The sequence below is a fragment of the Bacteroides faecis genome (genome assembly GCF_020091505.1).
GTDB lineage: Bacteria > Bacteroidota > Bacteroidia > Bacteroidales > Bacteroidaceae > Bacteroides > Bacteroides faecis.
Map to the genome: position 1 here is coordinate 5,918,063 of NZ_CP081916.1, position 24,385 is coordinate 5,942,447.

General features: G+C 43.8%; 26 protein-coding genes. 16 read left to right on the forward strand and 10 right to left on the reverse strand.

The features are described from left to right. Nucleotides 1-34: 34 nt before the first annotated feature. The 10 genes from K6V30_RS23635 to K6V30_RS23680 all read left to right on the forward strand — a co-directional run bounded on the left by K6V30_RS23635 (nucleotide 35) and on the right by K6V30_RS23680 (nucleotide 8,653). Nucleotides 35-1,873, forward strand: coding sequence for a DUF3945 domain-containing protein (locus K6V30_RS23635; RefSeq protein ID WP_008778022.1), 1,839 nt, complete (start codon nucleotides 35-37; stop codon nucleotides 1,871-1,873). Nucleotides 1,874-1,926: 53 nt separating this feature from the next. Then, on the forward strand, nucleotides 1,927-2,202 hold the full coding sequence (locus tag K6V30_RS23640; protein WP_004288697.1) for a DUF4099 domain-containing protein: 276 nt from the start codon (nucleotides 1,927-1,929) through the stop codon (nucleotides 2,200-2,202). A gap of 72 nt (nucleotides 2,203-2,274) precedes the next feature. Continuing rightward, nucleotides 2,275-4,047: a DNA topoisomerase gene (locus K6V30_RS23645; RefSeq protein ID WP_005858550.1), complete on the forward strand. Its 1,773-nt coding sequence runs from the start codon at nucleotides 2,275-2,277 to the stop codon at nucleotides 4,045-4,047. A gap of 296 nt (nucleotides 4,048-4,343) precedes the next feature. Then, complete coding sequence (locus K6V30_RS23650) at nucleotides 4,344-4,556, forward strand: hypothetical protein (RefSeq protein ID WP_005858548.1); 213 nt, start codon at nucleotides 4,344-4,346, stop codon at nucleotides 4,554-4,556. A gap of 18 nt (nucleotides 4,557-4,574) precedes the next feature. After that, nucleotides 4,575-4,784 carry a hypothetical protein gene (locus K6V30_RS23655; RefSeq protein ID WP_005858546.1) on the forward strand — a complete coding sequence of 70 codons (210 nt, stop codon included), beginning with the start codon at nucleotides 4,575-4,577 and terminating at the stop codon, nucleotides 4,782-4,784. A 19-nt stretch (nucleotides 4,785-4,803) separates the two neighbouring features. Next, nucleotides 4,804-5,778 carry a PRTRC system protein E gene (locus K6V30_RS23660; RefSeq protein ID WP_005858544.1) on the forward strand — a complete coding sequence of 325 codons (975 nt, stop codon included), beginning with the start codon at nucleotides 4,804-4,806 and terminating at the stop codon, nucleotides 5,776-5,778. A gap of 21 nt (nucleotides 5,779-5,799) precedes the next feature. After that, nucleotides 5,800-6,021 (forward strand): PRTRC system protein C, encoded by a 222-nt coding sequence (locus tag K6V30_RS23665; protein ID WP_005858542.1) that lies wholly within the window; start codon nucleotides 5,800-5,802, stop codon nucleotides 6,019-6,021. Nucleotides 6,022-6,055: 34 nt separating this feature from the next. After that, a complete protein-coding gene (locus K6V30_RS23670) occupies nucleotides 6,056-7,165 on the forward strand; it encodes a hypothetical protein (RefSeq protein WP_005858540.1) in 1,110 nt (369 codons plus the stop codon). A gap of 10 nt (nucleotides 7,166-7,175) precedes the next feature. Further along, the gene (locus tag K6V30_RS23675) at nucleotides 7,176-7,877 is read left to right on the forward strand and encodes a prokaryotic E2 ligase family D protein (RefSeq protein WP_005858538.1); all 702 of its coding nucleotides are present in this window, start codon (nucleotides 7,176-7,178) and stop codon (nucleotides 7,875-7,877) included. Next, nucleotides 7,874-8,653, forward strand: a complete 780-nt coding sequence (locus tag K6V30_RS23680) for a PRTRC system ThiF family protein (protein ID WP_005858536.1) — start codon at nucleotides 7,874-7,876, stop codon at nucleotides 8,651-8,653. Before K6V30_RS23675 ends, K6V30_RS23680 begins: the two co-directional genes overlap by 4 nt. 80 nt (nucleotides 8,654-8,733) lie before the next feature. Here the strand turns inward: K6V30_RS23680 and K6V30_RS23685 are convergent, their stop codons facing one another. From K6V30_RS23685 to K6V30_RS23695, 3 genes are all read right to left on the reverse strand, one after another. Then, nucleotides 8,734-9,438, reverse strand: coding sequence for an NYN domain-containing protein (locus K6V30_RS23685; RefSeq protein WP_004288687.1), 705 nt, complete (start codon nucleotides 9,436-9,438; stop codon nucleotides 8,734-8,736). Nucleotides 9,439-9,460: 22 nt separating this feature from the next. Then, on the reverse strand, nucleotides 9,461-9,787 hold the full coding sequence (locus K6V30_RS23690) for a helix-turn-helix domain-containing protein (RefSeq protein WP_004288686.1): 327 nt from the start codon (nucleotides 9,785-9,787) through the stop codon (nucleotides 9,461-9,463). A 238-nt stretch (nucleotides 9,788-10,025) separates the two neighbouring features. Then, on the reverse strand, nucleotides 10,026-10,937 hold the full coding sequence (locus K6V30_RS23695; protein WP_036629055.1) for a phosphoribosyltransferase: 912 nt from the start codon (nucleotides 10,935-10,937) through the stop codon (nucleotides 10,026-10,028). 129 nt (nucleotides 10,938-11,066) lie between these two features. On the opposite strand from K6V30_RS23695, the gene K6V30_RS23700 reads away from it, so the two are divergent. The 3 genes from K6V30_RS23700 (at nucleotide 11,067) to K6V30_RS23710 (ending at nucleotide 12,787) form a co-directional block, all read left to right on the forward strand. Then, nucleotides 11,067-11,360, forward strand: a complete 294-nt coding sequence (locus K6V30_RS23700) for a helix-turn-helix domain-containing protein (RefSeq protein WP_005802562.1) — start codon at nucleotides 11,067-11,069, stop codon at nucleotides 11,358-11,360. Next, on the forward strand, nucleotides 11,357-11,659 hold the full coding sequence (locus K6V30_RS23705) for a helix-turn-helix domain-containing protein (RefSeq protein WP_005802560.1): 303 nt from the start codon (nucleotides 11,357-11,359) through the stop codon (nucleotides 11,657-11,659). The genes K6V30_RS23700 and K6V30_RS23705 overlap by 4 nt, the downstream gene beginning before the upstream one ends. Nucleotides 11,660-12,007: 348 nt before the next feature. After that, on the forward strand, nucleotides 12,008-12,787 hold the full coding sequence (locus tag K6V30_RS23710) for a DUF4121 family protein (protein ID WP_005858531.1): 780 nt from the start codon (nucleotides 12,008-12,010) through the stop codon (nucleotides 12,785-12,787). 100 nt (nucleotides 12,788-12,887) lie between these two features. Here the strand turns inward: K6V30_RS23710 and K6V30_RS23715 are convergent, their stop codons facing one another. After that, entirely contained in the window at nucleotides 12,888-13,751 is an 864-nt protein-coding gene (locus K6V30_RS23715; protein ID WP_005802555.1) for a toprim domain-containing protein, read from the reverse strand. Nucleotides 13,752-14,222: 471 nt separating this feature from the next. Here K6V30_RS23715 and K6V30_RS23720 point away from each other — a divergent pair, with 471 nt between their 5' ends. Further along, nucleotides 14,223-14,864, forward strand: coding sequence for a hypothetical protein (locus tag K6V30_RS23720; protein WP_005802553.1), 642 nt, complete (start codon nucleotides 14,223-14,225; stop codon nucleotides 14,862-14,864). A gap of 347 nt (nucleotides 14,865-15,211) precedes the next feature. Here the strand turns inward: K6V30_RS23720 and K6V30_RS23725 are convergent, their stop codons facing one another. The 5 genes from K6V30_RS23725 to K6V30_RS23745 all read right to left on the reverse strand — a co-directional run bounded on the left by K6V30_RS23725 (nucleotide 15,212) and on the right by K6V30_RS23745 (nucleotide 20,184). Next, a complete protein-coding gene (locus K6V30_RS23725; RefSeq protein ID WP_022301851.1) occupies nucleotides 15,212-16,438 on the reverse strand; it encodes a glycoside hydrolase family 76 protein in 1,227 nt (408 codons plus the stop codon). Nucleotides 16,439-16,715: 277 nt separating this feature from the next. Further along, nucleotides 16,716-17,174, reverse strand: coding sequence for a cold shock domain-containing protein (locus K6V30_RS23730; protein WP_010539091.1), 459 nt, complete (start codon nucleotides 17,172-17,174; stop codon nucleotides 16,716-16,718). 54 nt (nucleotides 17,175-17,228) lie between these two features. Further along, entirely contained in the window at nucleotides 17,229-18,353 is a 1,125-nt protein-coding gene (locus K6V30_RS23735) for a DEAD/DEAH box helicase (protein WP_010539092.1), read from the reverse strand. A 95-nt stretch (nucleotides 18,354-18,448) separates the two neighbouring features. Further along, nucleotides 18,449-19,522, reverse strand: a complete 1,074-nt coding sequence (locus tag K6V30_RS23740) for an NAD(P)H-dependent flavin oxidoreductase (RefSeq protein ID WP_029425676.1) — start codon at nucleotides 19,520-19,522, stop codon at nucleotides 18,449-18,451. Nucleotides 19,523-19,881: 359 nt separating this feature from the next. Then, nucleotides 19,882-20,184, reverse strand: a complete 303-nt coding sequence (locus tag K6V30_RS23745; protein WP_010539094.1) for an RNA recognition motif domain-containing protein — start codon at nucleotides 20,182-20,184, stop codon at nucleotides 19,882-19,884. 317 nt (nucleotides 20,185-20,501) lie between these two features. Between K6V30_RS23745 and K6V30_RS23750 the strand changes: the two genes are divergently transcribed. Further along, the gene (locus K6V30_RS23750; RefSeq protein ID WP_010539095.1) at nucleotides 20,502-21,278 is read left to right on the forward strand and encodes a LuxR C-terminal-related transcriptional regulator; all 777 of its coding nucleotides are present in this window, start codon (nucleotides 20,502-20,504) and stop codon (nucleotides 21,276-21,278) included. Here K6V30_RS23750 and K6V30_RS23755 read toward each other — a convergent pair whose 3' ends face one another. After that, nucleotides 21,279-21,863, reverse strand: a complete 585-nt coding sequence (locus K6V30_RS23755; protein WP_055271691.1) for a hypothetical protein — start codon at nucleotides 21,861-21,863, stop codon at nucleotides 21,279-21,281. It abuts the gene before it with no gap. A gap of 141 nt (nucleotides 21,864-22,004) precedes the next feature. On the opposite strand from K6V30_RS23755, the gene K6V30_RS23760 reads away from it, so the two are divergent. Then, complete coding sequence (locus K6V30_RS23760) at nucleotides 22,005-24,065, forward strand: HelD family protein (protein WP_055271693.1); 2,061 nt, start codon at nucleotides 22,005-22,007, stop codon at nucleotides 24,063-24,065. Nucleotides 24,066-24,385: the final 320 nt, after the last annotated feature.

Here is a 24,385-nt window from a genome sequence, read left to right on the forward strand (position 1 = left end):
TCAAAGCAATTCATTAACCCCTAAAAGAAAAGGTATGGCACAAGAAAAGATCCCGAACGAAAAGCCCAAACGGACCCGGAAACCGAAGGCCGGAAGTGATGCTCTTCCGGTGGAACAGATTACGGAATTGATGCTTGTTCATAACAAGAACGATCCGAAATTCGGTGTACAGGCTGTCAGTGAAATTGACAAGGACGGAAAAGCGAAGACGGTTCCGGCGGACGAGAAGAATGAAAACTCATTCCTGAAATTCGACAAGAATTCGAGTATTCTCGAAAACTTCATCAAGAATTTTTGGAGCCAGCTCAAGGAACCTACCCATTTCCGCCTGCTCCGCATGACCTACCACGACTACAAGGTGAACAAGCAGGCCATCAGGGATTTGTCGGAGGGAAAGCAGACGGATGCGGTGAAAGAGTTCCTCAAACGCTACGAAATCCGTCCGAGAGAAAACAAGAAGGAACAAAGTGTAAACCAAAAAGAAAAAACAGCTATGGCAGACAAAGAGACACAACCGCAGGAACCCCTGCAACAGAGCGAAGTACAGCAGGCGGCACAGCAACAGCAGCAGCCCCAGGCTCAACAGGCAGCGCAGGAGTCGCAAGGACCGCGTTACCGGTATAATGAGAACATGGTCAACTGGGAGGAGTTGGAAAAGGTCGGAATCTCAAAGGCTTCGCTGGAACAGCAGGGACTCCTTGATTCCATGCTGAAGGGCTACAAGACCAACAAACTGGTGCCCCTGACCATCCATCTTTCCGGTTTGCTGACAGCCAAACTGGATGCAAGGCTCTCACTCATCCCGCAACAGGACGGACAGGTGGGACTGGCCATTCACGGCATACGCAAGGAACCGCAGTTGGAGCGTCCTTATTTCGGGTTTAACTTTAACGAGGAGGACAAGAAAAACCTGCGTGAGACCGGCAACATGGGGCGTGTGGCAGAACTCAACCTGCGCGGCAGTGAATATACCCCCTGTCTGATTTCCATCGACAAGAGCACCAACGAGCTGGTTGCCGTCCGTCAGGAGCACGTTTACATCCCGCAGGAAGTGAGCGGGGTCAAACTTACCGCAGAGGAGATCAGGCTGCTGAAGGAGGGACAGCCTGTCAAAGTGGAGGGTATGACTTCCAAAGCAGGCAAGGAATTCGATGCCACACTCCAGTACAGTGCCGAGCGCAGGGGACTGGAATTCATCTTTCCGAAAAACCAGATTTTCAACGAACGTTCCATCGGAGGCGTGCCTCTCTCGCCCACCCAGATAAAAATGCTCAGCGAAGGACATACCATTCTGGTGGAAGACATGAAGTTCAGGAACAGGAATGACACCTTCTCGTCCTTTGTAACGATAGACAAGGTTACGGGGCGCCCGAACTACACGCGGCACAATCCGGAAACCGGAGAGATTTATATTCCAAAGGAAATCTGCAACGTGCAGCTGACTGCCGAAGACAGGGAAACCCTGCGCAAGGGACAGCCGGTCTATCTGGAAAACATGATCGGGCGCAACGGGGAGGAATTCTCCTCGTTCGTCAAGCTGGATATGAATACCGGCAGGACGATGTATTCACGCACGCCGAACGGATTCAACGAGCAGCAGGCACCGCGTATTCCGGCGGAGGTTTACGGGCACGTGTTCACGGCACAGGAAAAAGCGAACCTCCAGGATGGCAAGACTTTGCTTGTCGAAGGGCTGAAAAACAACGGGCAGACCTTCAGTTCCTACCTGAAAGTCAATCCCTATTCCGGGCAGTTGCAGTATTTTCAGGAAAATCCGGACATCCGCAGGGACACTTCCCGCCGTGCCGCACAGACGGAGACCGCACAGGGACAACAGCAGGAGCAGAAGAAGGGTGCATCGCAGGCAGTATAGACCTGCCCGGAGAGAAACAGAATCAATCATACAAACCTAAAAAAACGAATCGTATGAATACGGATCAGAATACCCGTCATATTTATAAGACGGAAGATATCGACTGGGACGGTCTGAAGGCCGCAGGTATCAGTAAGAAACAACTGGAAGCGGAAGGCAACATGGAACTGTTGCTGCAAGGAAAGGAAACGGGCATCGTTCCGCTGAAACTCCATATTTCGGTCCTCAGCCTGACAATGGATGCCACGCTGAAGCTGGTACCCGACGGCAACGGCAGACCGGTTATGGAAATAAACGGTCTCCGTCAGAAGGAGGAGGCGGCAGTTTGACCGGGAAACAATAAGTATAACTCACGTTCCGTGCCGTTCCTGACGGTACGGAACATCAAAAGGAAAAAGAATATGATAGCGATAGTGACTGACAAGCCCAATGTGGGCAGAGAGATAGCAAGGGTTTTGGGAGCTGACAGAAAAGAGAACGGATATATGAGCGGAAACGGATACATGGTAACATGGACATACGGCAACATGCTTTCCCTGGCGATGCCGAAAGATACCGGTACGGCATGGGTGGAGCGGGAGAACTTCCCCCTGCTGCCGCCTCCTTTTCTGACGGTACGGCATGTAAAGACGGACACGGGATGGAATCCCGACATCAATGCGGTGCTCCAGTTGAAGGTGATAGCCGGGGTGTTCGATGCGTGTGACACCATTGTTGCGGCAACCGACGCTTCCCGCGAGGGGGAAATGCTGTTCCGGTATCTTTATCGTTTTTTGGGATGCAGGAAACCTTGCCTCCGCCTGTGGATCTCCTCCTTGACGGACGAAGCCATTGCCAAAGGAATGGAAAACCTTCGTCCCTGCAGCCTGTTCGACAACTTGTTTTTGGCGGCAGACAGCCGCAACAAGGCCGACTGGCTTCTTGGAGTCAATTCGAGCTATGCCGTCTGCAAGGCGGTCGGTTTCGGGAACAACTCGCTTGGAAGGGTACAGACCCCTGTATTGGCAGCGATAAGCGGACGGTACAGGGAAAGGGAAAATCACATTCCCGCAGACAGCTGGCCCGTATTCGTCAGCCTCTGCAAGAACGGGAAGATAATAAAGATGCGGCATGTGGAAGATTTCTGCAACCGCCGGGATGCCCTGGAACTTTACGAGGACTGCAAGGCGGCAGGATATGCCCGTATCACGGCGGTCAACAGCCGGACTGAGGAAATCACCGCACCTGCCCTTTATAACCTGACCGGGCTTCAGAAGGATGCGAACCGTTACCATAACCTGACAGCCATACGGGTGCAGGAAATTACCCAAAGCCTGTATGAGAAAAAACTGATCTCCTGCCCGCGCACTTCCAGCCGTCTGCTGCCCGGAGACGTGTATGACATGTTGCCTCCGGTTATGGAAAAGCTGCTGTCCGGCAAGGAATTCCGTCAATATGCCGGTATGATCGACCTTGCTGCAAGGAAAGGCGTAACCGGAAATCAGGACACGGCGGAGCATCATGCCATTGTCATCACCGGCATACAGCCGGGGGAACTGGACAGGGAGGAAAGGCTGGTTTACACCCTTGTTGTCGGCAGGATGCTTGAAACGTTCATGCCGCCCTGCAAGGTGGAATATACGACGGTTGAAGCGGTCTGTGCCGCACGCAAGTTCCGAATCCGTACATACCGTATTCTGGAAGCGGGGTGGCTCGGTATCTTTCAGAGGGAACGGCTTGTCGCGGAAGACAACGACCTCTGTCCCGTACCCCCTGAACTTTTTCGGGAGGAGAAGCTGCCGGTAACGGGATGCAGCCTTATACACAGGAAATCGCTGCCCGCTGCCCCTTATACGGATGAGGAACTGGCGGACTATATGGACAAGACCGGTCTGGGAACCGCATCCACGCGCACGAATATCATCCGTACGCTTCTGGAGCGTAAATATATCCGGTATTCGGGCAAATACATTATCCCGACCCCAAAAGGTCTTCTTTTATATGAAACGGTACGCGGAATGAAAGTGGCTGACGCCTCCCTCACCTCCGGCTGGGAAGCGGAGCTGGCACGGATTGAACAGGGAGAACTCACACAGAAAGAATTTCTGGATGGCGTATTGGAAACGGTAAATGAGGTTACCGGTGAGATTTTCCGGAAACTTTCGGAAGATGGACAGCCGCATGGTTCCATATAGACGGCTGGGCGGAAGGTACGGAACAGAAGAGGTGCAGACTGGGGTCTGTGCCTCTTTTTTATATATGTACAAGATACGTTTTTCCGCTTTTAAGCGGCAAAGGTCTTGGATTGCCTCGTTTTTGCCGCAAGGCGGCCCCTTTCAGGGGCTGGTCGGCTAAAAGAAAATCATCCTCGCTTCGCTGCGGTATTTTCTTTTGCCAAGCCTTGCGCAAAAAGGCAATCCAAGGGCCGGAGGCCTATAAAATCGGGAAAACATATCCCGATGGGATTATTCATTCTTAAAAATTTAAAGACATGAAACTGAAACTCATCGAAAACATCTGCAGGCAAGTGGTCGCACTGGTTCTGCTTACGGGAATATGCCTGCTTTACTGCAAGGGCGTCATTCCCGTGTACCTGTCTGTCCTGTTCCTTATGTCCGGAACACTGGTCCGTCTCGCCTTCAGGACATTCACCTTTGTCTTGAAAACAATCCTTGTCCTGATTGTCATGGGCATGCTTGTATAACCATCAAATGCAGAAGATATGAGAACTTACACATTTACATCCTCGGCTCCGGTCATGCCGGCTGCATGGCCTGCCACAAACCGGACAACACCTGTCAAAAGACAGCCTCCCTGTACGACAGACGGGCCCAGACGTATCGGCTACTATCTGGAACCGTTGAAAGGCATCGCCTCGAATCCGGACAGGCAGAGAATCCTGAAGGATTTTTTCAAGGAAACTTATGTATAACATTTTAAATTTTACCATTATGTTTTTTCAAGCAATCAACCAAATGATTACGGCAGGCACAGACCTGAGTATCAACATCAGACGGGTAAACGACAATCTGACGGTTGCCGTCGTTCCCAGACGGTCGGGAGTAAAGGCCGGCGAACGCATTGTCCCGCTCATCCTGAACGGTACGCCGGAAGAACTGGATGCAGGATTCCTGCAGGCTGTCGGTGCACCCGTACAGAAAGCGCAAGGTATCCTTACCAACCTGGAATCGTTCGAGAAGCAGGCAGAGCAGGCGGTTTCACAAAGCAAAACCTCCAAGCCTACGGTGGAAAAGGAGTCCAAGGAAGCCCGTGAAAAACGGGAAAAGATGGAAAAACTGCTGAAGAAAGCTGAGGATGCCACGGCAGGAAAGCATTATTCCGAAGCATTGACCTGGCTCAGGCAGGCTAAGGTACTGGCACAGCCGGACAAACAGGCGGACATTGACAAAAAAATGGCGGAAGTGCAGAAGAAGGCATCCGAGGGAAGTCTGTTCGACATGGTACAGCCGCCGGTAACTGATCCACAGCCATCCTTGCAGCAATCGGCTCCACAACCGATGGCAGCCCAGACGCCACAATACCGGAGCGAAGAGCAAGTTCCGATGTCCATGCCCGAACAGCCTGCCCCGGCTCCGCAACCCGTTGCACAGCCGCAAGTACAGCCCGTACAATATAGGCAACCTGCACCGCAACCGGTTCCTCAGCAGGCTGCTCCACAACCGCAAGAAATCCAGTTCCATCAACCGGTACAGGTGCCGCAACCGCAATTGGCGGACAATCGCTGGATGCAACAACCGGCTCCGTCACAGTATGCAACGGTGCAGGAGGCTGCAATGTATAACTTCGACAAGGATTACGAGGATGACCGGGAGCTACTCAGGGAGGACCCTTATGCGGAATATCCGGACTTTCCGAAGGAATGCCGCATGACGGATATGGCACAAATGGATATGGTATATTGTTAAACCCTATAAAAGAAAAATAATATGGCACTTGAAATCAAAGGATTGCAGAGAGTATTCAAATTCAAGAAGGACTCCGTGGAGCTCGTGTTGGATGATCCGAACAGCGAACTGTCCGTAAACGAGGTGATGGACTTCTATTCCATGACCTACCCTGAACTGACTACGGCAACGGTACATGGTCCTGAGTGGGAGGACGACAAGGCGGTTTACCGCTTCAAGACAACCATCGGAGTGAAAGGGTAAGCGGTATGAACAAGAAAAAAAAGGATAAGGAAACATGCAGACAGCTTTCAGAACAAGCCAAGGATGGACTGGCACGGCTGATTATTCTCTCAGTAAGTTCGTCCCACATCCGAAGGGGAACCTCGGAACGGAAAAGAAGGATACTTCTGCCACCGGGAAGCACAATGCTTTTCTGACCGGTAGAATCACACCCCTTGCACCGGATTATTGGCATCAGGATATGGATAATGATTCTCCGGTCAATCTCACGACTCCGGAAAATTTTGACTATCTCTACCGGTCGGCATCAAGATATGCGGAACTTATGGGTATAAAACTCCCTTTCCGATACAGGAAAGGGGGTTGCCCCCGCCTGAATATTACCGAGTTGTACAGAGTTATGGAAGAGTGTGTACCGGAGTGTATCAATCTGGAAAAGAAGGACGGAAGGCTGCATTTCTGTCTGTTCCGCCATCATGACTGGCCGGAACCTACTTTGTTTTGGATTCCGGTTGATTTTACCGAACGGCTTTCGGCATCATTGAAGAACATTGTCAGGGAGTTCATCCGGCTATTTGTCCGACACCACAGACTGTACGATATTACTGAGACATTTTGTTATGACTTTGCCATAGAAGAACTGGAAGACTGGGGAAACCGGGATTCCGATGCTTCCCCGAAGGAAATCAGGGCGAACAAACGGCTGGCAGATTCCTATCAGTCTGGAAAACGGATGAAAGCACTCAGACGGATGTCGGGCAAACCGTTCTGCAAGTCTTTGGAGGAGGCTGTGCGGAATTACCGGACAAAAAAGGAAAAAGAGCTGAAGCTGTTGGAACTGATTGAGGACGGCATGGCATTGATTACTCCGGAAAGCCCGGTATTGACAGGCTACCAGTACGATTGGGCTTATGAAGAGGAATGCGATTTTCCCCCGGTGGGAATGGAAAGCCAGGTCATACTGGTCTATTCTGCTGATGATACATTGGCGGAGTGTGTCAAGGGGTATATGAATTCGGATTATCAGGAAACCTATGCCCTTACTCCGGTCACTTACAAGCTACTGACACCGGAAACGGACAGTCTTTTTCAGATGGATGACTATCCGGAAAGGCTTTCCAGATGGTTGGTGTGTTTTACAGGCTATATTGATGACAACTTTTAAAACGAATGACATGAATGAACTGACTAAGAAACTTCAACAGGTGATGGTTCCCAAAGCGGCACTGATTGCTTACGAATACAGTGATGGCCGCTATGGACACGGGACATATTATCTCGAACTGCATCCGATCAACGACAGAGGCCGGATGGAGGCTGCCGTCCCCGTTACGTATGAATTTATGGACTCCCTTGTGGAATACTATACGGATAACCGGCAGGATGTACCGCATGGGAAAATCCCCACCAATATGCTGTGGTGCGATACACGCAAGGGACACGAGAGGTACATCTGGTACAATCCTCCGGGAAAACGGCAGATGTTCTTTTCCGAAAGGCTGAATATTCCGGACGGGACATTCCATGTACCCGGTGTCATTTACAGGGCTTCCGGTGACAGACTGGAAATTTTTGCCTATAAGGGAGAAGCACCGGCAGAAGACAGCCCGCTTTTCCTTGCCCCGTTTTTCAATGTAACGGGAAGCAGTGTCTGCCTGGGAAATGCCTCGTTGACTCCTCCGGAAAACATGACTTTCTCAAAACTCCTTGAGCATTGGGAAAAACGCTTCTGGCTCAGTGAATTTTCCCATTTGGGAGGAAGCAGGAATCCCACCGAAAGCAATCTGGTTTCGGTGACGGAAAAGGCACGGACCAATCCGTTTGACTATAACGAATTGAAACCTATGGACAGACAACTTAAAGACTTATTGATATGAAAAAGATTCATTATACAGACAGATACCTGCTCAATCCCCACCATCCCGTAACCGTTTTCGTAATCGGTGCGGGCGGAACCGGATCGCAGGTGGCCACCAATCTGGCAAGAATGAGTATCGCATTGCAGGCACTCGGACATCCGGGCCTGCACTTGACGGTTTTTGACCCCGATACTGTCACGGAAGCGAACATCGGACGCCAGTTGTTCAGCGAATCCGAGCTCGGACTGAACAAGGCGGTGGCACTTGTAACCCGTATCAACCGCTTTTTCGGCTTTTCATGGGAAGCAAAAGGGCAATGCTATCCGTCAGGAACATCAGATTCCGTTTTGGCGAATATCATCATCACCTGCACGGACACCACCCGTTCACGGACCGGTCTGTGGCGTTTTTTGAAAAAGCATAGGGAACGTTCATACGATGACGAGAAATCACCGATATACTGGATGGATTTCGGCAATGCCCAGACCACCGGACAAGTACTGATAGGTAATGTCAAAAGCAAGATACCGCAGCCCTCCTCCACTGAATACCTGCCTATACCCAAGATGAACGTCATAACGGAGGAAGTCCCTTATTCCACCATCAGGGAGAAGGATTCAGGACCGAGCTGCTCGCTGACTGAGGCATTGCAAAAACAGGATCTCTTCATCAATTCCATGTTGGCACAAATCGGATGCGACGTCCTGTGGCGCATGCTCAGGGAAGGAAGAACGTTCTACCGGGGAGCCTATCTCAATCTTGACACATTACGGGTAAACCCCATCCCGGTATAGAACACAAACGTCAGTTTCTCCTGATACATAAAACGATGTATAGGAGAAACTGACGTTTTGGAACACTCCTGCTATGCGGTTTAATATTTCAGCCGTACGGCATTTGCCACTCCCTTTTCCGTCATGACCAGCTCATACCGGTCCAACTTTTCATAGAGTTTGCCCAATGTCTTGCATCCATATCTCCTGACCTTGAATTTGGGCATCATTTTTTTCAATGCACCGCCGATCAGTGAAAGGGAAACCTCTTCTTTGCCGTCAGCCGCCTGCTCAAAAGCCTTGTCGAAATACTCCATATCCCTTCGGATAAAGAATTCGGGAGTGTTCTCCTCTGCCTTGCTTTCCTTCCGGTCGGCATACAGGAATACGGAACAGGACCGTACCAATGACACCGGGGTCTTTCCTTCCCCATATCCCAGCACTTTCACCCCGGCTTCCCGTATCCGTTGGGCAAGCAGGCTGTAATCACCGTCACTGGCCACCAGGCAGAAACAGTCCACCTGCCCGTCCCGAAGAATATCCATCGCATCTATGACCAGTGCAATGTCCGTCGTGTTCTTTCCGGGAACATGGGAGGAAGCTTGTACAAGCCTGAATCCATGCTCCCTGGCACTTTCCTTCCATGCGGAAAGCGCTTTCCTCGTCCAGTCTCCATAAATTCGTCTCACAACGGCATCCCCGTAACGGGAAACAAAGCCCATTATATCTTCCATCCTCTCAAAGGATGCGTTATCCCCGTCAATAAGGACTGCAACGGTATATCTTGAATTGGCATTTGTCTTCATAACAACTGTTTATGAAACAAAGTTAGCATAACTTTCCCATGTTGGTATTCCCGCCCTTATCTTTTTTCCCACGTTTCTGTAAAAACTCCTGTATTTCCGAGCTTCTGTAGAAGTTTTTCCCGTTATCGTCCGTCTGGTAATAACGGATCAGCCCTTTTTCCCTGTAACGGGCGACTGTCCGCAATGACACGTTTAGCAGTTTGGCAATGTCATAGTTGTCCAAAAGCTCGTCTCCATTCAGGCAGTCCTTCACGCGTCCCATCCTGTCCAGTTTCTTTTCTATACGGTCAAAACCTTCCACTATGGTCATTATCATTTTTTCAAGCACTTCATTGTCTATATACATCATGGCAATTTTCTCCTGTCTTTTTAAAGGTTATTACTGGAATACCCTTTTCTTGTGCGCACTTTCAAGAGTATATGCCATGTTCAGTGAAAAATGTATGCCACATTATCCGTTTATATTGGACGGGGAATTATATAACACTGCAAATCAATAAAATACAGATATAAAAATAGTATAGGGGAAATTGAAATGTAAAAATTCGAGGTGTAAAATTGTAAAATCCGAATGTAAACTTTACAATTTACAGGTCGTCAGACCTTCTCCGGATCAGGACTGATAGATGGCGTTTCCATACCAGGCGTTTTACTTTTGCCGGCGAAGGCATCTGAAAGGTACGGGCAAGAAATACAGCACCTTCCACTTTGGCACCGGCCCTTTCCAGATTATGGGCGTATTCCATCAGGCTGGATCCGCTGGTCAGCAAATCATCGACAATCACCACGCGCTTTCCGTACAGATCGTTTGACATCATATAGTTGGCGGTATTTATTTCAGAGCGTTTTTCTGAGGCGTGTTTACACTCCCTGCTTTCCGTAATGCATATTAAATCCAGTCCTGAACGGACATAGCCATGCGTTTCCAGAAAACCGGCAATACCTGAGAAACGTCTGTAATAGCGGTCTGATGTGCTGCACGGCATAAACATGGCAGTAATATCCTCATCAGTGGAAAGAAGCAGGAATGCTTGTGAAAAATATTCCGTACAGCTGTCTTTTCCATCCTTGAAATCATATACTTTTTGCACGAATGCCAACTGGTCATCACAAAGCCAGCTTTCAAAGCGTTTGGGAAAATAATAGCCGGCAAACACGCAGCGAATGCTCCCGAATGAGAACAATCGCAACGGACGGACTTTATCAAACAGCTCAGGACAAGTCAGCGCATATAACAGCGGTGCATGAGGATTTCCTGCTATGATGGCTTGACGTAGCGGTTTCTCCCTGTCTTCCCGCTCATCGTAGGCTGCTGCATATTGGCATAGCACCTTGCCGCACTTTTTTCTCCAGTATTGTCCGTATATCCAGAGAACGATAGCCGTTAGTAATAATGTTGCATTGATTATCAGTTCCATATTTCCTGTTTTTTTATTTTCGGACAGATTGTCCGGGATAAAAATACTGTTTTTCCGGTAAAGAAACAGACTTTTAGCCATTCTTTTAATTTGCTTCCCCAAACAGAGCGGTCTCTGACATCTGATGACATCTGATGCCGTTTGATGACATCCTTTTGCCCATGACTTTTACTTCCCGTATTTTCGTGCCGGACAAAAAAAGCAGAGTTTATGGAATTTGTATGTATCGAAGCTAAGGCATTCATGGAAATGAATGAGGCTTTGGAAGCCGTTGAAAAGAGAATGCGTGAAACATGCGGAGGAGGCATCTGTAGTATGGATGACTGGATTGATAACCAGGAAGCGTGTATGCTTATGAATGTCTCGCCCCGAAAGCTGTTGCAACTTCGGAGAAGCAGGATTATCCCTTACAGCCATATAGACCGCAAGGTATATTACAGGCGTCAGGATATTATACGTTATTTGGAAAACAGTATTCACCATGTAACCCCCGAATCCTTATGACTCAATTCATACTGACCAAAGAAAGCCCTGAGATTATACGTTTTTTTCGGAACATAAGCACCCTGTCCAAAATGCTGGATGATCAGGAGAAAAACCTTCGTCCGGTCCTGAACGGAGAGCGTTACATTACCGACAGCGAGTTGGCGGAGAAATTGAAGCTGACACGAAGGACGCTGGCTGATTACAGAATGAACGGCAGGCTGCCCTATTACAAAGTAGGAGGCAAATTATTATATAAGGAAAAGGACATTCTTGTTCTGTTGGAAAAAAACAGGGTGGAAACATTTGATCATTGGTAATACCCGTTTCCAAGTATCACGACATAAACATAAGAAAGTCATGGAAACGATAAAAAGAGAGGGTTTCATGGCTTTCTTATTACAGAACCGGCAGATTATACGTTTTTTTATTTTGGAATCATATATCGGTCAGCATTTCTATTTCTTACATGTAAAGGTAGCCTTTTGCTTCTGATGCGCAAGGCGGTCCTTCGGACTGGTTGGCTGAAAAAATCATCCTCGCTTCGCTGCGGTATTTTTTCGCCAAGCCTTGCACTATCAGAGCAAAAGACAAATGTCTGACATGTAAGAGATAGAAATACCGGCTTTGCCAAAGCCGGAAATGTTTAATCACAAAATAAGGAAATTATGATTCAGACAACAAACAAGTATAGCAAAGAAACTTTCATCCGCCTGAACTACTGGTATGATCGGATATATGGACTTGTACAGGAAGATATAGATAAAGTGAATACCATGGTGGAACACATCGAAAAGACACGCTCCGGCCAGTATCCACGGACAGGAGACAACCTGTTCTTTGTTTCCGGTTATGGTGAGCGTTCCCGGCTGTTCTTTATAGATGCCGTATATGGAGATAACATTATACTCCGGGATTTTTCCCGTGTTCCATTCGTGTCCCGTGACAAAGAGGGTATCAAATGCGATATGCATGGCGGTGAGTGTCTGTTGGTAAAGGCAGGCGATGTAAGGTTCAAGGCATGGACTACCGGCCGTTTCAAGCATTGGGGGCATTACGGGGCATGTGAAAACGGGGAGGTTTACTACGATGCGAAAATAGCCCTGTGGGAGTGTGGCGCACCTGAACAGCCGGAAAGCCGGGAATGGTTCAAAATCCATATCCGCAAAAACACCCGGCCGAGCGAGGATATGTACGTCGGAGAAATATCCTGTAAGGATGAGGATGGACTCAAACAGTTTGTCAACGACCATGAAGGTACCATATTCGCAGAAGAGGATTCTCAGGAAATGGTCATGCTGTGTTTCAGGCATTCCGACATGAGGATTTCCCCGGAAGAATGGGAAAAGATGGATTGTCCGGTATCCATGCGTGAGATATACGGACAGATGCATGAAGTAAAGATTGTAAAAGACCATAAAACGCATCTGACCACATTCTACTATTAACATAGTATCACCACATGAAAAATCACCCTTGTTTCCTCCTGCCACATATGACAGGAAAGAAACAAGGGTATATCATCAGGCAGTCTTTTCAATACATCTATTAGATATGGAGCAGATTGTTCTTCCTGCACAAATATTCATTCAGATCCTTATATCCGGAATATTCATGCGAAAAATCGCATATACGGATTCCGTATTTGTCCTTTAATGCCTGCACCGCATTTTTCCCGGCGGTATCATTATCCAGACAGCAACGGATGCCGTCATATTGTGAAAGGAAAGAAAAAGCCTTCTGTAAGTTACTGACAGAATTCAACACTATATAATCCCCCTCTTCCAAAGATGGAAAAGCCGGTCTGAAAGACAGAAAATCCATAAACCCCTCAAAAATATAGCAAATCCTGCTTTCCGGCGTGCTAATGATGCGACTGATGTCCTTGGGAGCAATACAAGCCTTGAAATACCTGTTCCTGATTTCGTACCCTCCGGAAATATTAGGGAAAGCGATGGCAAAATAATTCTTCCCATTCCGTTTAAAATGGGCTTCCCTGCATATTTTTCGGGCAGTTTCCAGATCAATGCACCGTTCCTTCAGATAAGTAAGCAGTATCCGGTTGGCAAGAGGAATGATTTTCAAATCTTGAAAGGCGGGATATGCCTTTTCAAACGGACAGGAAACAGTAACCGGTTTCAGTACGGCTCTTTTATCCTCAATACACTGTAGTACATAACCTATATCTTGTGTCCGATAAATCTCCTTGGCCAACGTTATAATATCCCCTCCCTTCCCCAGACCGAAATCATACCACAATTCCTTATGGAGGTCAACCTTGAAAGAGGCTTCCTTTTCCGTCCTGAAGGGCGATTTGTACCATACGCTGTTCCCACGCTGTATTACCGGCTTGTATCCGAATCCGGCTAAAAAATCAACAAGCCTGATGTTCTTTGCTTCTTGTATGTTCATGGCATCTCATTTTCATGGATTAGTTCACTATTAATACACGACAAAGAACCGCTTTATATCCGAAACATAAAAAGCAGTGTCATCAGATGTCATTAAAAGTCATCAGATGACATCCTGTATATCCTTTTTACATGAATGGCTCAAAAACTTTTCTGTTTTGGCATGCACACCTCCTTCATGCAGCAATGCCGCAAAGTATGATAAAGGCATGAATTATAAGTAAAAAAACTGTACAAAATAATATTTATGGAGAAGTTATGACATTCTGAATAGTATCTGTATATTTGTAAAATCCAATAACACATAATATATTTGAATGGTATAATCTGTAGACATTATATCGAATAAGGTTTTAGGGTATTGATAACCAATAGCCCTGTTCCTTTTCAGTATAGGCTCTATTTTAATACAGTGGAAATTTAAAATGTTGACTGCCGCTTTACTATAAACTATTAATTTAAAAAAGTATTTATGAACAACATGAAAGATTTGATTGCGTTATTTGACAACCACAAGATTTATGATACGGATATATGGACAAATTTCCTTATTCTATTGGTGTTTACAGATTTGTATTTAGGTGTGTGTTGTCCCCAAAAAGAACCTGGAATTACGTTTCAGGATTTAACTCTAATAAACCTGATTCCATTCGTAATATTAGGTATTGTCTGTATTTGGACTGTGAAATTTTTTACTTGTATCCTCTTTGCATTATGTACACTAGCAGTACCCTTAATTGGGAAATATATTTTTCTATTTAATAATGAAGAAGTTTCGATATTTACGTTGAAAGAATATGCAATGAAAACCAATAATACTGTGATTGCACAAATTGTAAGCGATATAGAGATACAAAAATCAAGAAAGGTAAAGAGTGCTTTAGGAAAGGTGGGAGCTATAATCTTATGTTTAGTAGATCTCTTTGCAGGTGCCTTCATGCCCAAGTCAGTTCCAAACTTTTTGGCGCCTAGTGAAATAGTCGTCATTTGTATTTTTGCTCTTTTAGTGCTTTTGGTTTATTCATGCAAAATAAAGATTCAAGGGGTATATCTTTCTAATGATTTGCGAAGCAAAATTTCCAACTTTAAAGTCAACACCCCAAACAATAAATAAATTCTTAATGCATTTGATTTAGCACATGTTTTTATTTTTTTCTCTTGTTGAAAACTATAATTAAAAGGAATGAAAATATTTGCAGAAATCGAACCTGTGTATTATATTTGCAGTGTCAAAGAGACAAATTTTGTCAGATTAGTAAAGAAAAACAATGAATTTAGCGTAAGGCCAATTCAATGGTTTTCATAAAAGATAAAGCAAAAAATGTGCAGTCACTCAAGGAGTTAGAATAAACCGAAGCAAAAGGTTCGATTCCTGGTGGCACCACTATCAACTCAGTAATAAAAATCCCTTGAACTTCAGAAGTTCAAGGGATTTTTATTTTATCTCTTTTTCTTATTCTATTACCTCTGCTTTAGCACACACATAGCTTCCATCAGCATACAGCCGGTCAGATGGGACGTTAACCCGACACCTTCATCATCGGCAGGTGCTTTTCTCCAACGACCACTGTACAGCATAGTCTTCCCATTCACTCCCTGCTCTGCCATAACTGTAGCGCAATGAGTTATGTAGTTACGGAACTTGTTATAATTAGTACCATCCAACGCAGGTTCATTAATCAGTTTCACAAAATAACGGAAGAAAATGCCATGAAACAAACCACCATCACCACCTACTGCATCAGGGAGTACACCTTCGTTTGTTGACAAATGATCAATCACAAAATTAGCAACTTTCACCGCGTCTGCCAGATATTGTTTATCTCCTGTAATCTTATACAGTTCATGAGCTGCTCCCAAGAAAGTACCCGCATTGTACGAGAATGTCCATTTAGTAATCTTACCCTCACCATTCATGCTGTCATATACTGCCCCGGTCTGACGGTCGAACAAGTTGTTCTTCTCCCAGGTATATATTTTGATGGCTTCATTCAGATAGGCCTGCTTTGATTTTCCCCTCGTTTTGCCTATAGCATCATAGAAATTATACAACCGGGCAGCAATCAGAGCAGCAGGACCATTAGAACAGGCATTTTTAGATTTTGCCACATCCGTCTTCCAGGTAATACCGCCAAACCACGGAGCCTCATCTTCCGGTCCCCAGGTAGACCAGATCCAATCATCGTACATCTGCTTGGCTTTCTTCAGATACTTGGTGTCCTTAGTGCTTTCAAACATACGAATCTGTGCCAAAGCAATCCATTCCATATCATCAACAAATACATTCCACCATGGATCTTCGGCTCTGCCTGAGAAGTTGAACTTCGGTGCACCCTCCCACCATAACGGATAAATATTCAGATACTGTTTGCTTCCGGTACGCATATACGCATCTACCATCACATCCATAGCATGCGCCTGTGGCCAATAATGATTGGTAGTCATATTAGAAAGATCACTACCATAGTTGAAATAATAACGGTTCTCATACCCTTTAAAATTTGCACCCCAAAAATGCTTTATAAGGGCTTTTGACATACCATCTGCCATTTTCTGCCAATTAACAGATGTCTTTTCCATCGGACTTGCCGTAGTCTTTTCTACAATTACAGCATTGTTTCCTCCGGTCCCTGCAGAGAGTTGCAAAGTCAAGCCAAGAAAAAATGCCATAATCAATAAGTTCTTCATGTTTTCTGCGTTTAAAAGTTAATAATATTTCAGCCTCAGCAGACAAAGGTAGGAAATAGTAGAGATAATGAACAATTATTTCTTGCCATTTTTGTACGTTATACTGTATTCTTTTCCTGTTAATTCTCTATTTTACCATTCATACACGACGCTGTTTTTGCGCACAAAAAATCCCTTGGACCTCTGAGGCTCAAGGGATTTTTTTATTTTATCAGATTGCACTCAAGCAAATGTATCTTATAAAATAAGTTTCAATACTTATTTATCTTGTTTTATTTTAATTCTCCACCGGTTTCTTTTCGAGACAGATATTGACCGCATTCATACCTTTCACACCCCGTTCTAGATCGAATGTTACAATATTACCCTCCGAGATATTGCCAACGACATTATTAACATGAAAAAAGTACTTGTCAACCCCGGCAAGGTCCTTAATAAAACCGAATCCTCTTGCCTCATTAAAGAATTCAACTCTCCCCCTTAATATAACAGGTTCTTCATCTTCTTTCTTTGGAGTTGCAATAATTATTTCATCCGGATTTATCTCTTCCTTTTTTACATTTTCAGCCGGAGGAGTCGAAGTTATCATTCCATTCTCATCGACATAAGCAATCATATCATCGAAGCTGCTTTTGCTGGATAACTTCTTACTATCCTTTTTCTTTTGTTTTTCTTCTCGTTTAGCGAGTCTCTTTTTTTCATTTTCACGTTTACCTACCGTAATGGATTTTGCCATAGAACTTATATTTAATTTATACTATATTTTAATGAATAATGTAAGGGATTGCTCTTAAATTGCAATGTCAGCCCTATTTAGTTTCTTGCCTGTCAACTTCTGAATGTCATTAATCAATTTACGTTCTTCCTGAGAACAGAACGTAAGTGCTGTTCCTTCATTTCCAGCTCTTCCTGTACGTCCGATACGATGCACATACGTCTCAGGTACATCAGGAAGATCATAATTGATAACCAACGGCAGCTCATTAATATCAATTCCTCGAGAAGCGATATCAGTAGCAACCATCACCCGCGTCTTTCCCGACTTAAAATTGCCCAACGCAGACTGTCGTGCTGCCTGACTCTTATTTCCATGAATAGCCTGGCTGCCAATACCTGCTTTACCCAATATTTTAACGATCTTATCAGCATTGTGCTTTGTACGCGAGAATATAAGTACTGACCGATCTTCCGATTTTTGCAAGATTGAAATCAACAACTGACTTTTCTCTTTCTTCTCCACAAAGTAAACCAGCTGTTTTATAGAATCTACAGTTGATGATTTCGGTGTTACATAAATCTTCACCGGATTCTTCAACAAAGAATTAGTCAGCGCAATAATTGTATCAGGCATCGTAGCCGAGAAAAATAAAGTCTGCTTTTCCTTCGGAAGTTTCGGTAATATCCGCTTAATATCATGAATAAAGCCCATATCAAGCATACGGTCTGCTTCATCCAAAACAAAATACTGAATATTATCCAATCGTATATGCCCTTGATTCATTAAATCGAGCAGGCGTCCCGGAGTAGCAACCAGGATATCGATTCCCTTATGCAACATATCCACTTGTGGGCGTTGATTTACACCTCCAAAAATGACTCCGTGACGAATACGTGTATATTTTGAATAATCGTCAATACATTCACTTATTTGTAATGCGAGTTCTCGCGTAGGAGTTAAAATCAGAGCTTTAATTCCCAAACGCTTGCCCTCTCCCTTATTGAGATGTAAATGTTGTATTATAGGTATTGCAAAAGAAGCGGTTTTTCCGGTTCCAGTTTGCGCACAACCTAATATATCTCTTTTTACCAATGCTACAGGAATCGCTTTTTCCTGGATAGGAGTAGGCACAGTATATCCTTTTTCTTCAACTGCTTTTAAAATAGGTTCGGTTATATTTAATTCTTTAAATGTCATAAATGTTGTTTTTGCTGTTTTCGAAGCAGCGGTTAATTTTATATATAGTGAGAGACTCGGACAAATCCAATCACGGAAATGCAAGGTCTCAGAGATTAAGCCAGTTTGTGAGTCGCTAAAAAGAACTCGCTTTCCAGTGTATTCATTACTTCCTTCACACTGCTTATTTTTTCTGCCAGAAAGGCATTGCTACCGGCAAAAGCATAGCCTTTTTTCATATTTCCTTTGGCTGCATTATACAGCGCCTTAATAATGCAATAAGGACTTTTCGTATAGTCACATGTCTTAATGCAATGGAATGAACACTTCCTTGGCTTTTCCAGACCATCATTCACGCTATGAATGAATTCTCCGTCAATAGCCCGTCCCGGCATTCCAACGGGACTTTCAATAATAAGTACATCTTCGGATTTGGAGTGAATATACACTTCTTTAAAAGTTTCCGAAGCATCACATTCGAGAGTTGTCACGAAAATACTTCCCATCTGTACTCCCGAAGCTCCCAGTTCCATAAAATGAGCAATATCTTCACCCGTCGAAATCCCACCGGCGGCAATCACCGGAATATGTTTCTGTTCTTTATAGTTGGCCGCAATCGCCACTACTTCAGGGATCAATACATCCAAGGCAAAATTCTGATCTTGCAACTGTTCCTTTTTAAATCCCAAATGCCCGCCAGCTTTGGGTCCTTCAACTACTATCGCATCCGGCAGATAGTTATAATTCTTTTGCCATTTATCACAGATTATTCTGGCAGCTCTCGAAGAAGATACGATAGGTACCAGTTTCGTTACGCTCTCCGGAATCAGATATGAAGGCAGATCAAGCGGAAGTCCGGCACCGGAAAATATCACATCAATCTTTTCATTAATCGCAGTACGCACCATATCAGCATAATTCGACAAGGCAACCATGACATTCACACCAATAATGCCTTTTGTTTTCATGCGTGATTTACGAATCTCTTCCTTCAGGCCACCAATACATTTCTCGGTATAAGTACCTTTTTCTCTAGGATAAAGCAGTCCCAGACCAGCACATGATATAACTCCTACTCCTCCTTCGTTTGCTACTGCCGACGCCAGACCGGACAATGATATCCCAACTCCCATTCCACCTTGTATAACAGGTACCTTTATTTCAATATTTCCTATAAAAAATGATTTCATATATTTCATTCTGTGTTTGGCCATTTCAAAGTCGTCACAACCTGAATATAATTTATTCAAGTATTCAAAGTCGCCTTCATCATTGACTATTTGCCTGATTGGATATTAGTTATTAAACTCTCACTCTTGGTTCTTTCAAGAGTATTGTATTACAAAAAAGTCTAATAAATCTATTGTCAGAATGGAAAGTGCAGGATTATATATTCCTGATATTGCGCATAAAAGAGGCAGAATTAGCAGAACTTAAATGTAAAATGATTTTTCGTTTTCTCTGTATAACAGAAACACCTCCGTTAAATCATGAAACGGAACAATTTATATAAAAGCAGAAGACATCATCTTCTGCTTTTATGCTGATATTAATATCTTCTTGAATTGTTATAACCACCTCCGCGATTACCACCATATGACGGTTTTTCTGCGCGAGGACGTGCAACGCTCACTGAAATAACCTTCTGGTCATATTCAACGCCGTTCAATTCGTCAATAGCTTTTTGTCCTTCTGCATCATTCGCCATTTCTACGAAAGCGAATCCTCTGGATCTGCCAGTTTCTCTATCAAAAATAACTTTGGCAGAAGAAACTTCTCCAAATTCTGCAAATAAATTTGTTAAGTCAGCATCATTTGTGCCATAACTTAAACCTGAAATGTAAATGTTCATCTAAAATTTTATTAAAAATAAATACTAAATTGGAGTGAGGAGGATAATTACAGAAGAGGACTACTTACTAATAATATATTATAAAGAAGAACTACACAATAATGATTCGTGACTCAAACTCTGGGAACAAAGATAATACAATTAATTAGATAACTATCTTTTTATTATTTATTTTTCAAGAGATGTTCATTTATTATCATTTGTTAGCACGATTGTTGTATGAAACAATAAGAATAAGTAAATCTCCTCTCCTTCCTTGATAATATCCCGGATTATGTCTACTTTTGTCATACTTCAATCCAAAAACAATTCCACAAATGCCAGAAACCAAGTCTATAGATATCACACGGGAAGAATTGTGGGCAAAACAACGCTTGTCTTTTACTGACATAGACTACACCGTATGGGAGCGTGATAAATCCATGCTTCACCAGTTTTCCAAGATAAGCGGCAACTGTACATTTGTAGTTGATGTATACAAATGCAGATACGCTTATGCCTCTCAGAATTTTGTGGATTTACTGGGATATGACAGCCATAAGATAGCAACATTGGAAAAACAGGGAGACTATCTGGAGTCACGGATTCATCCGGACGACCGTGCACAACTGCTCACCTTACAAATTAAATTAAGTCAGTTTATTTACAACTTGCCTCCGGAACAACGAAACGATTATTCTAATATTTACAGTTTTCGTATTCTTAATGCAAAGCAACAATACATACGTGTCGTCAGCAAGCATCAGGTTCTGGAGCAGACAGTCAATGGAAAAGCATGGCTGGTAATCGGGAATATCGATATTTCGCCCGATCAGGAAGAGTCCGAAACAGTAGACTGTACTGTACTCAATCTGAAAAATGGAGCTATATTCTCCCCTTCTCTATCGCTTCATGTCCCTAACCCTCTCACCAAACGGGAAACAGAAATATTACACCTCATCCAAAAAGGACTGTTGAGTAAGGAAATAGCAAACAAACTGTGCGTCAGCATTCATACCGTCAATATTCACCGACAAAATCTGTTAAGGAAACTAGGGGTGCAAAATTCCATCGAAGCTATCCGCATAGGATATGAGTCGGGCATATTGAGCTGATTAAGGCATCCATTCCAACACTCCTGCCACCGGATGCTTTTTTCGCCATTCTTCAAACCCGACATAAGTCCGTACTCCATCCCGTATAACAGCCTGGTAATATTCTATCCCCATAATCTTTTCACTTTCGGGTGTCTCATTTTTCAATTGAAGAATTGCCCGCTTAGTTTCATCCGTCAAGACGGAAGAAATACGTTCAGCTACTTTCTCAAAATATCCATCGTACCGGGAACCTTTCCGGATATGTATCATATCAAATTGCCAGAGTGTATTATCCGAATCCTGATACCAGGCATGCCATTCAATACATTCCTCAATAGTATGCAAAAGATTCACACACTCTATCTTCTTCACTGACGTGTTTTCCGCCAGTCTCGCCATTGCCCTGAAACTATCGGCTAAATTTAAAGAAGGCGTATATATATGAAAATCAATATCCCGGTGTTTCATCAGCAATCCCGTACGAAGAGAGCCAACCAGATTAATCTGTGCACCAATACCCTCCCATATCGGAATTACATTGATTTTCTTTATTATTTCCCATGCCTTCTGTTGATTTTTTCTTGCAATGTCGAGGATATCCATCTTTCTTCTTGATTAAATGAGCGTACAAAAATAAGAAAAAGGCTTTAGATATAGCTATAAATAACTATTTAATACCACACTGAATCCAACTAACTTTGCCAGCCTTTCAATCAACTTTTAATACCCAAACTGAATTTATATATGATATTCAACGGAACAGAAGAACAGGAAAAAGAATATTTGCAACAGGTGATCGATATCATCAATGATACGATAAACAGCACAGACAAATCAGTAAAAGAGCATGTAGACACTCTGCAGGAATACAAAGATTATCTATGGTCCAATAAGGACATCGATCCTCACGAAATCCGTTCCATGCGTGAAAGTATCCTGAATCATTTTGCACGAGGCGAGAATGTGATAGACAAACGCAATCGCCTGAGTAAAATACTGGATATTCCTTACTTCGGACGAATCGACTTTAAGGAAAATAAAAGCGACAGCAAAAACATCCCTATATACATAGGTATCCATACATTCTTTGATATCAAAAGCAAAAGAAACCTGATATACGATTGGCGGGCACCTATTTCGGGTATGTTTTATGATTATGAGTCAGATGAGGCCACTTATTCTTCTCCTTCAGGCGAAGTGCATGGAAAGATTTCACTCAAACGTCAGTATCGCATTCGTAAAGGTAAGATGGAATACATGATTGAAAGTTCCGTCACTGTTCATGATGATATCCTGCAAAAAGAGCTCTGTTCCAATGCAGACGACAAGATGAGAAATATCGTCACGACTATCCAGCGCGAACAGAACCGGATTATCCGTAACGAAGATACGCCTGTGCTCATCATACAGGGAGTCGCCGGATCGGGAAAAACATCTATTGCATTACATCGCATCGCCTATCTGCTCTATGCGCAAAAAGGAAAGATTGCATCCAGAGATATCCTGATTATCTCTCCCAATAAAGTGTTTGCTGATTACATTTCCAATGTCCTCCCGGAACTTGGCGAAACAACCGTACCGGAAACCAGCATGGAACAAATTCTCTCCACCGTCCTCAACAACAAATATAAGTATCAGGATTTCTTCGGACAAGTTTCGGAACTACTGGAAAAACCGGTTCCGGATTTTATCGAACGTATACAATACAAAGCCTCTTTCGAGTTTGTTTCCCGACTCGACAAATTCATCCTCCATATGGAAAATCACTATTTCAAAGCGACTAATGTAAAAATTGCCAAGTATATCACTATTCCCGCTGAATTCATAGGGGAACAATTCAAACGATTCCATCGTTACCCCATACGCCAACGATTTGAAACCATGACGGATTACATTCTGGAAATGATGAAAATCCAGTATAACCTTACAGTCACTACCGCTGAGAAAAATCTGCTGAGAAAAGAAATTAAGAATATGTTTTCAGGAAATAACGACCTTCAGATCTATAAAGATTTTTTCGAATGGGCCGGAAAACCTGAAATGTTCAAGATGCGAAAGAATCGTATGCTGGAATATGCAGATATGGCTCCTCTGGCTTATCTGCATCTCGCATTGGATGGAAATAAAACTCAAACTCATATCAGACATCTTCTGATAGATGAAATGCAGGACTATTCTCCCATACAATACAAAGTGATCCAAAAACTTTATCCCTGCCGGAAAACAATTCTTGGAGATGCTTCTCAATCTGTCAATCCCTATGGTTCTTCAACTGCTGCCATGATTCAAAAAGTGTTTATCACCGGAGAAATAATGAAACTCTGTAAGAGTTATCGCTCTACATTTGAAATTACCTGTCTGGCACAGAAAATTCAGACAAACAAGGAGCTGGAACCCATTATGCGACATGGGGAACAGCCTGAAATTCTTCAATTTAAGAATACAGAAGAAGAAACTACAGGTATTGCTAATTTGATATCGGACTTCAGAAACTCCGGATATACATCTTTGGGAATAATCTGCAAAACAGAAACTCTGGCAAAAGCGCTTGCTCAAAAACTCCAAGTCCATACAGATAACATATCGCTTTTGTCAAGTCAAAGTTCAGCTTATACAAAAGGAGTTGTTGTTACTTCTGCACATATGGCAAAAGGACTGGAATTTGATGAAGTAATCATTCCACAGGCTGATAATAAAAACTATCATTCTACGATAGATAGAAATATGCTTTATGTGGCAGTGACAAGGGCGATGCATAAAATTACATTGACCTATAGCGGGATACAAAATCAGTTTATCGGTTAATTCCTTACCAAGATTGTGGGCGTTTGCATATTATCTTACAAAAAGTATCCATTATACAATAAGATCAGGTGCTTCATCTCCACCATTCAGGTCATTAATACCTGAATCATTAATGTGGTCCAAGTCTTTAAATTTCAATCCATCCGAACGAGTTGTGGGTCCTGTAAAGAGGCGAATATCCGAATTTGAACGAAAATAAATCCATAATCCAGAAATATCCTCCACGGTAAAGTCTTCCACTTTTGGTACGAAGACGGTTGACCGGTAATCGCTCTTAGAAAGAAAAAAATAATTTTAGTCTCACGGTCTCATTGTTGGAT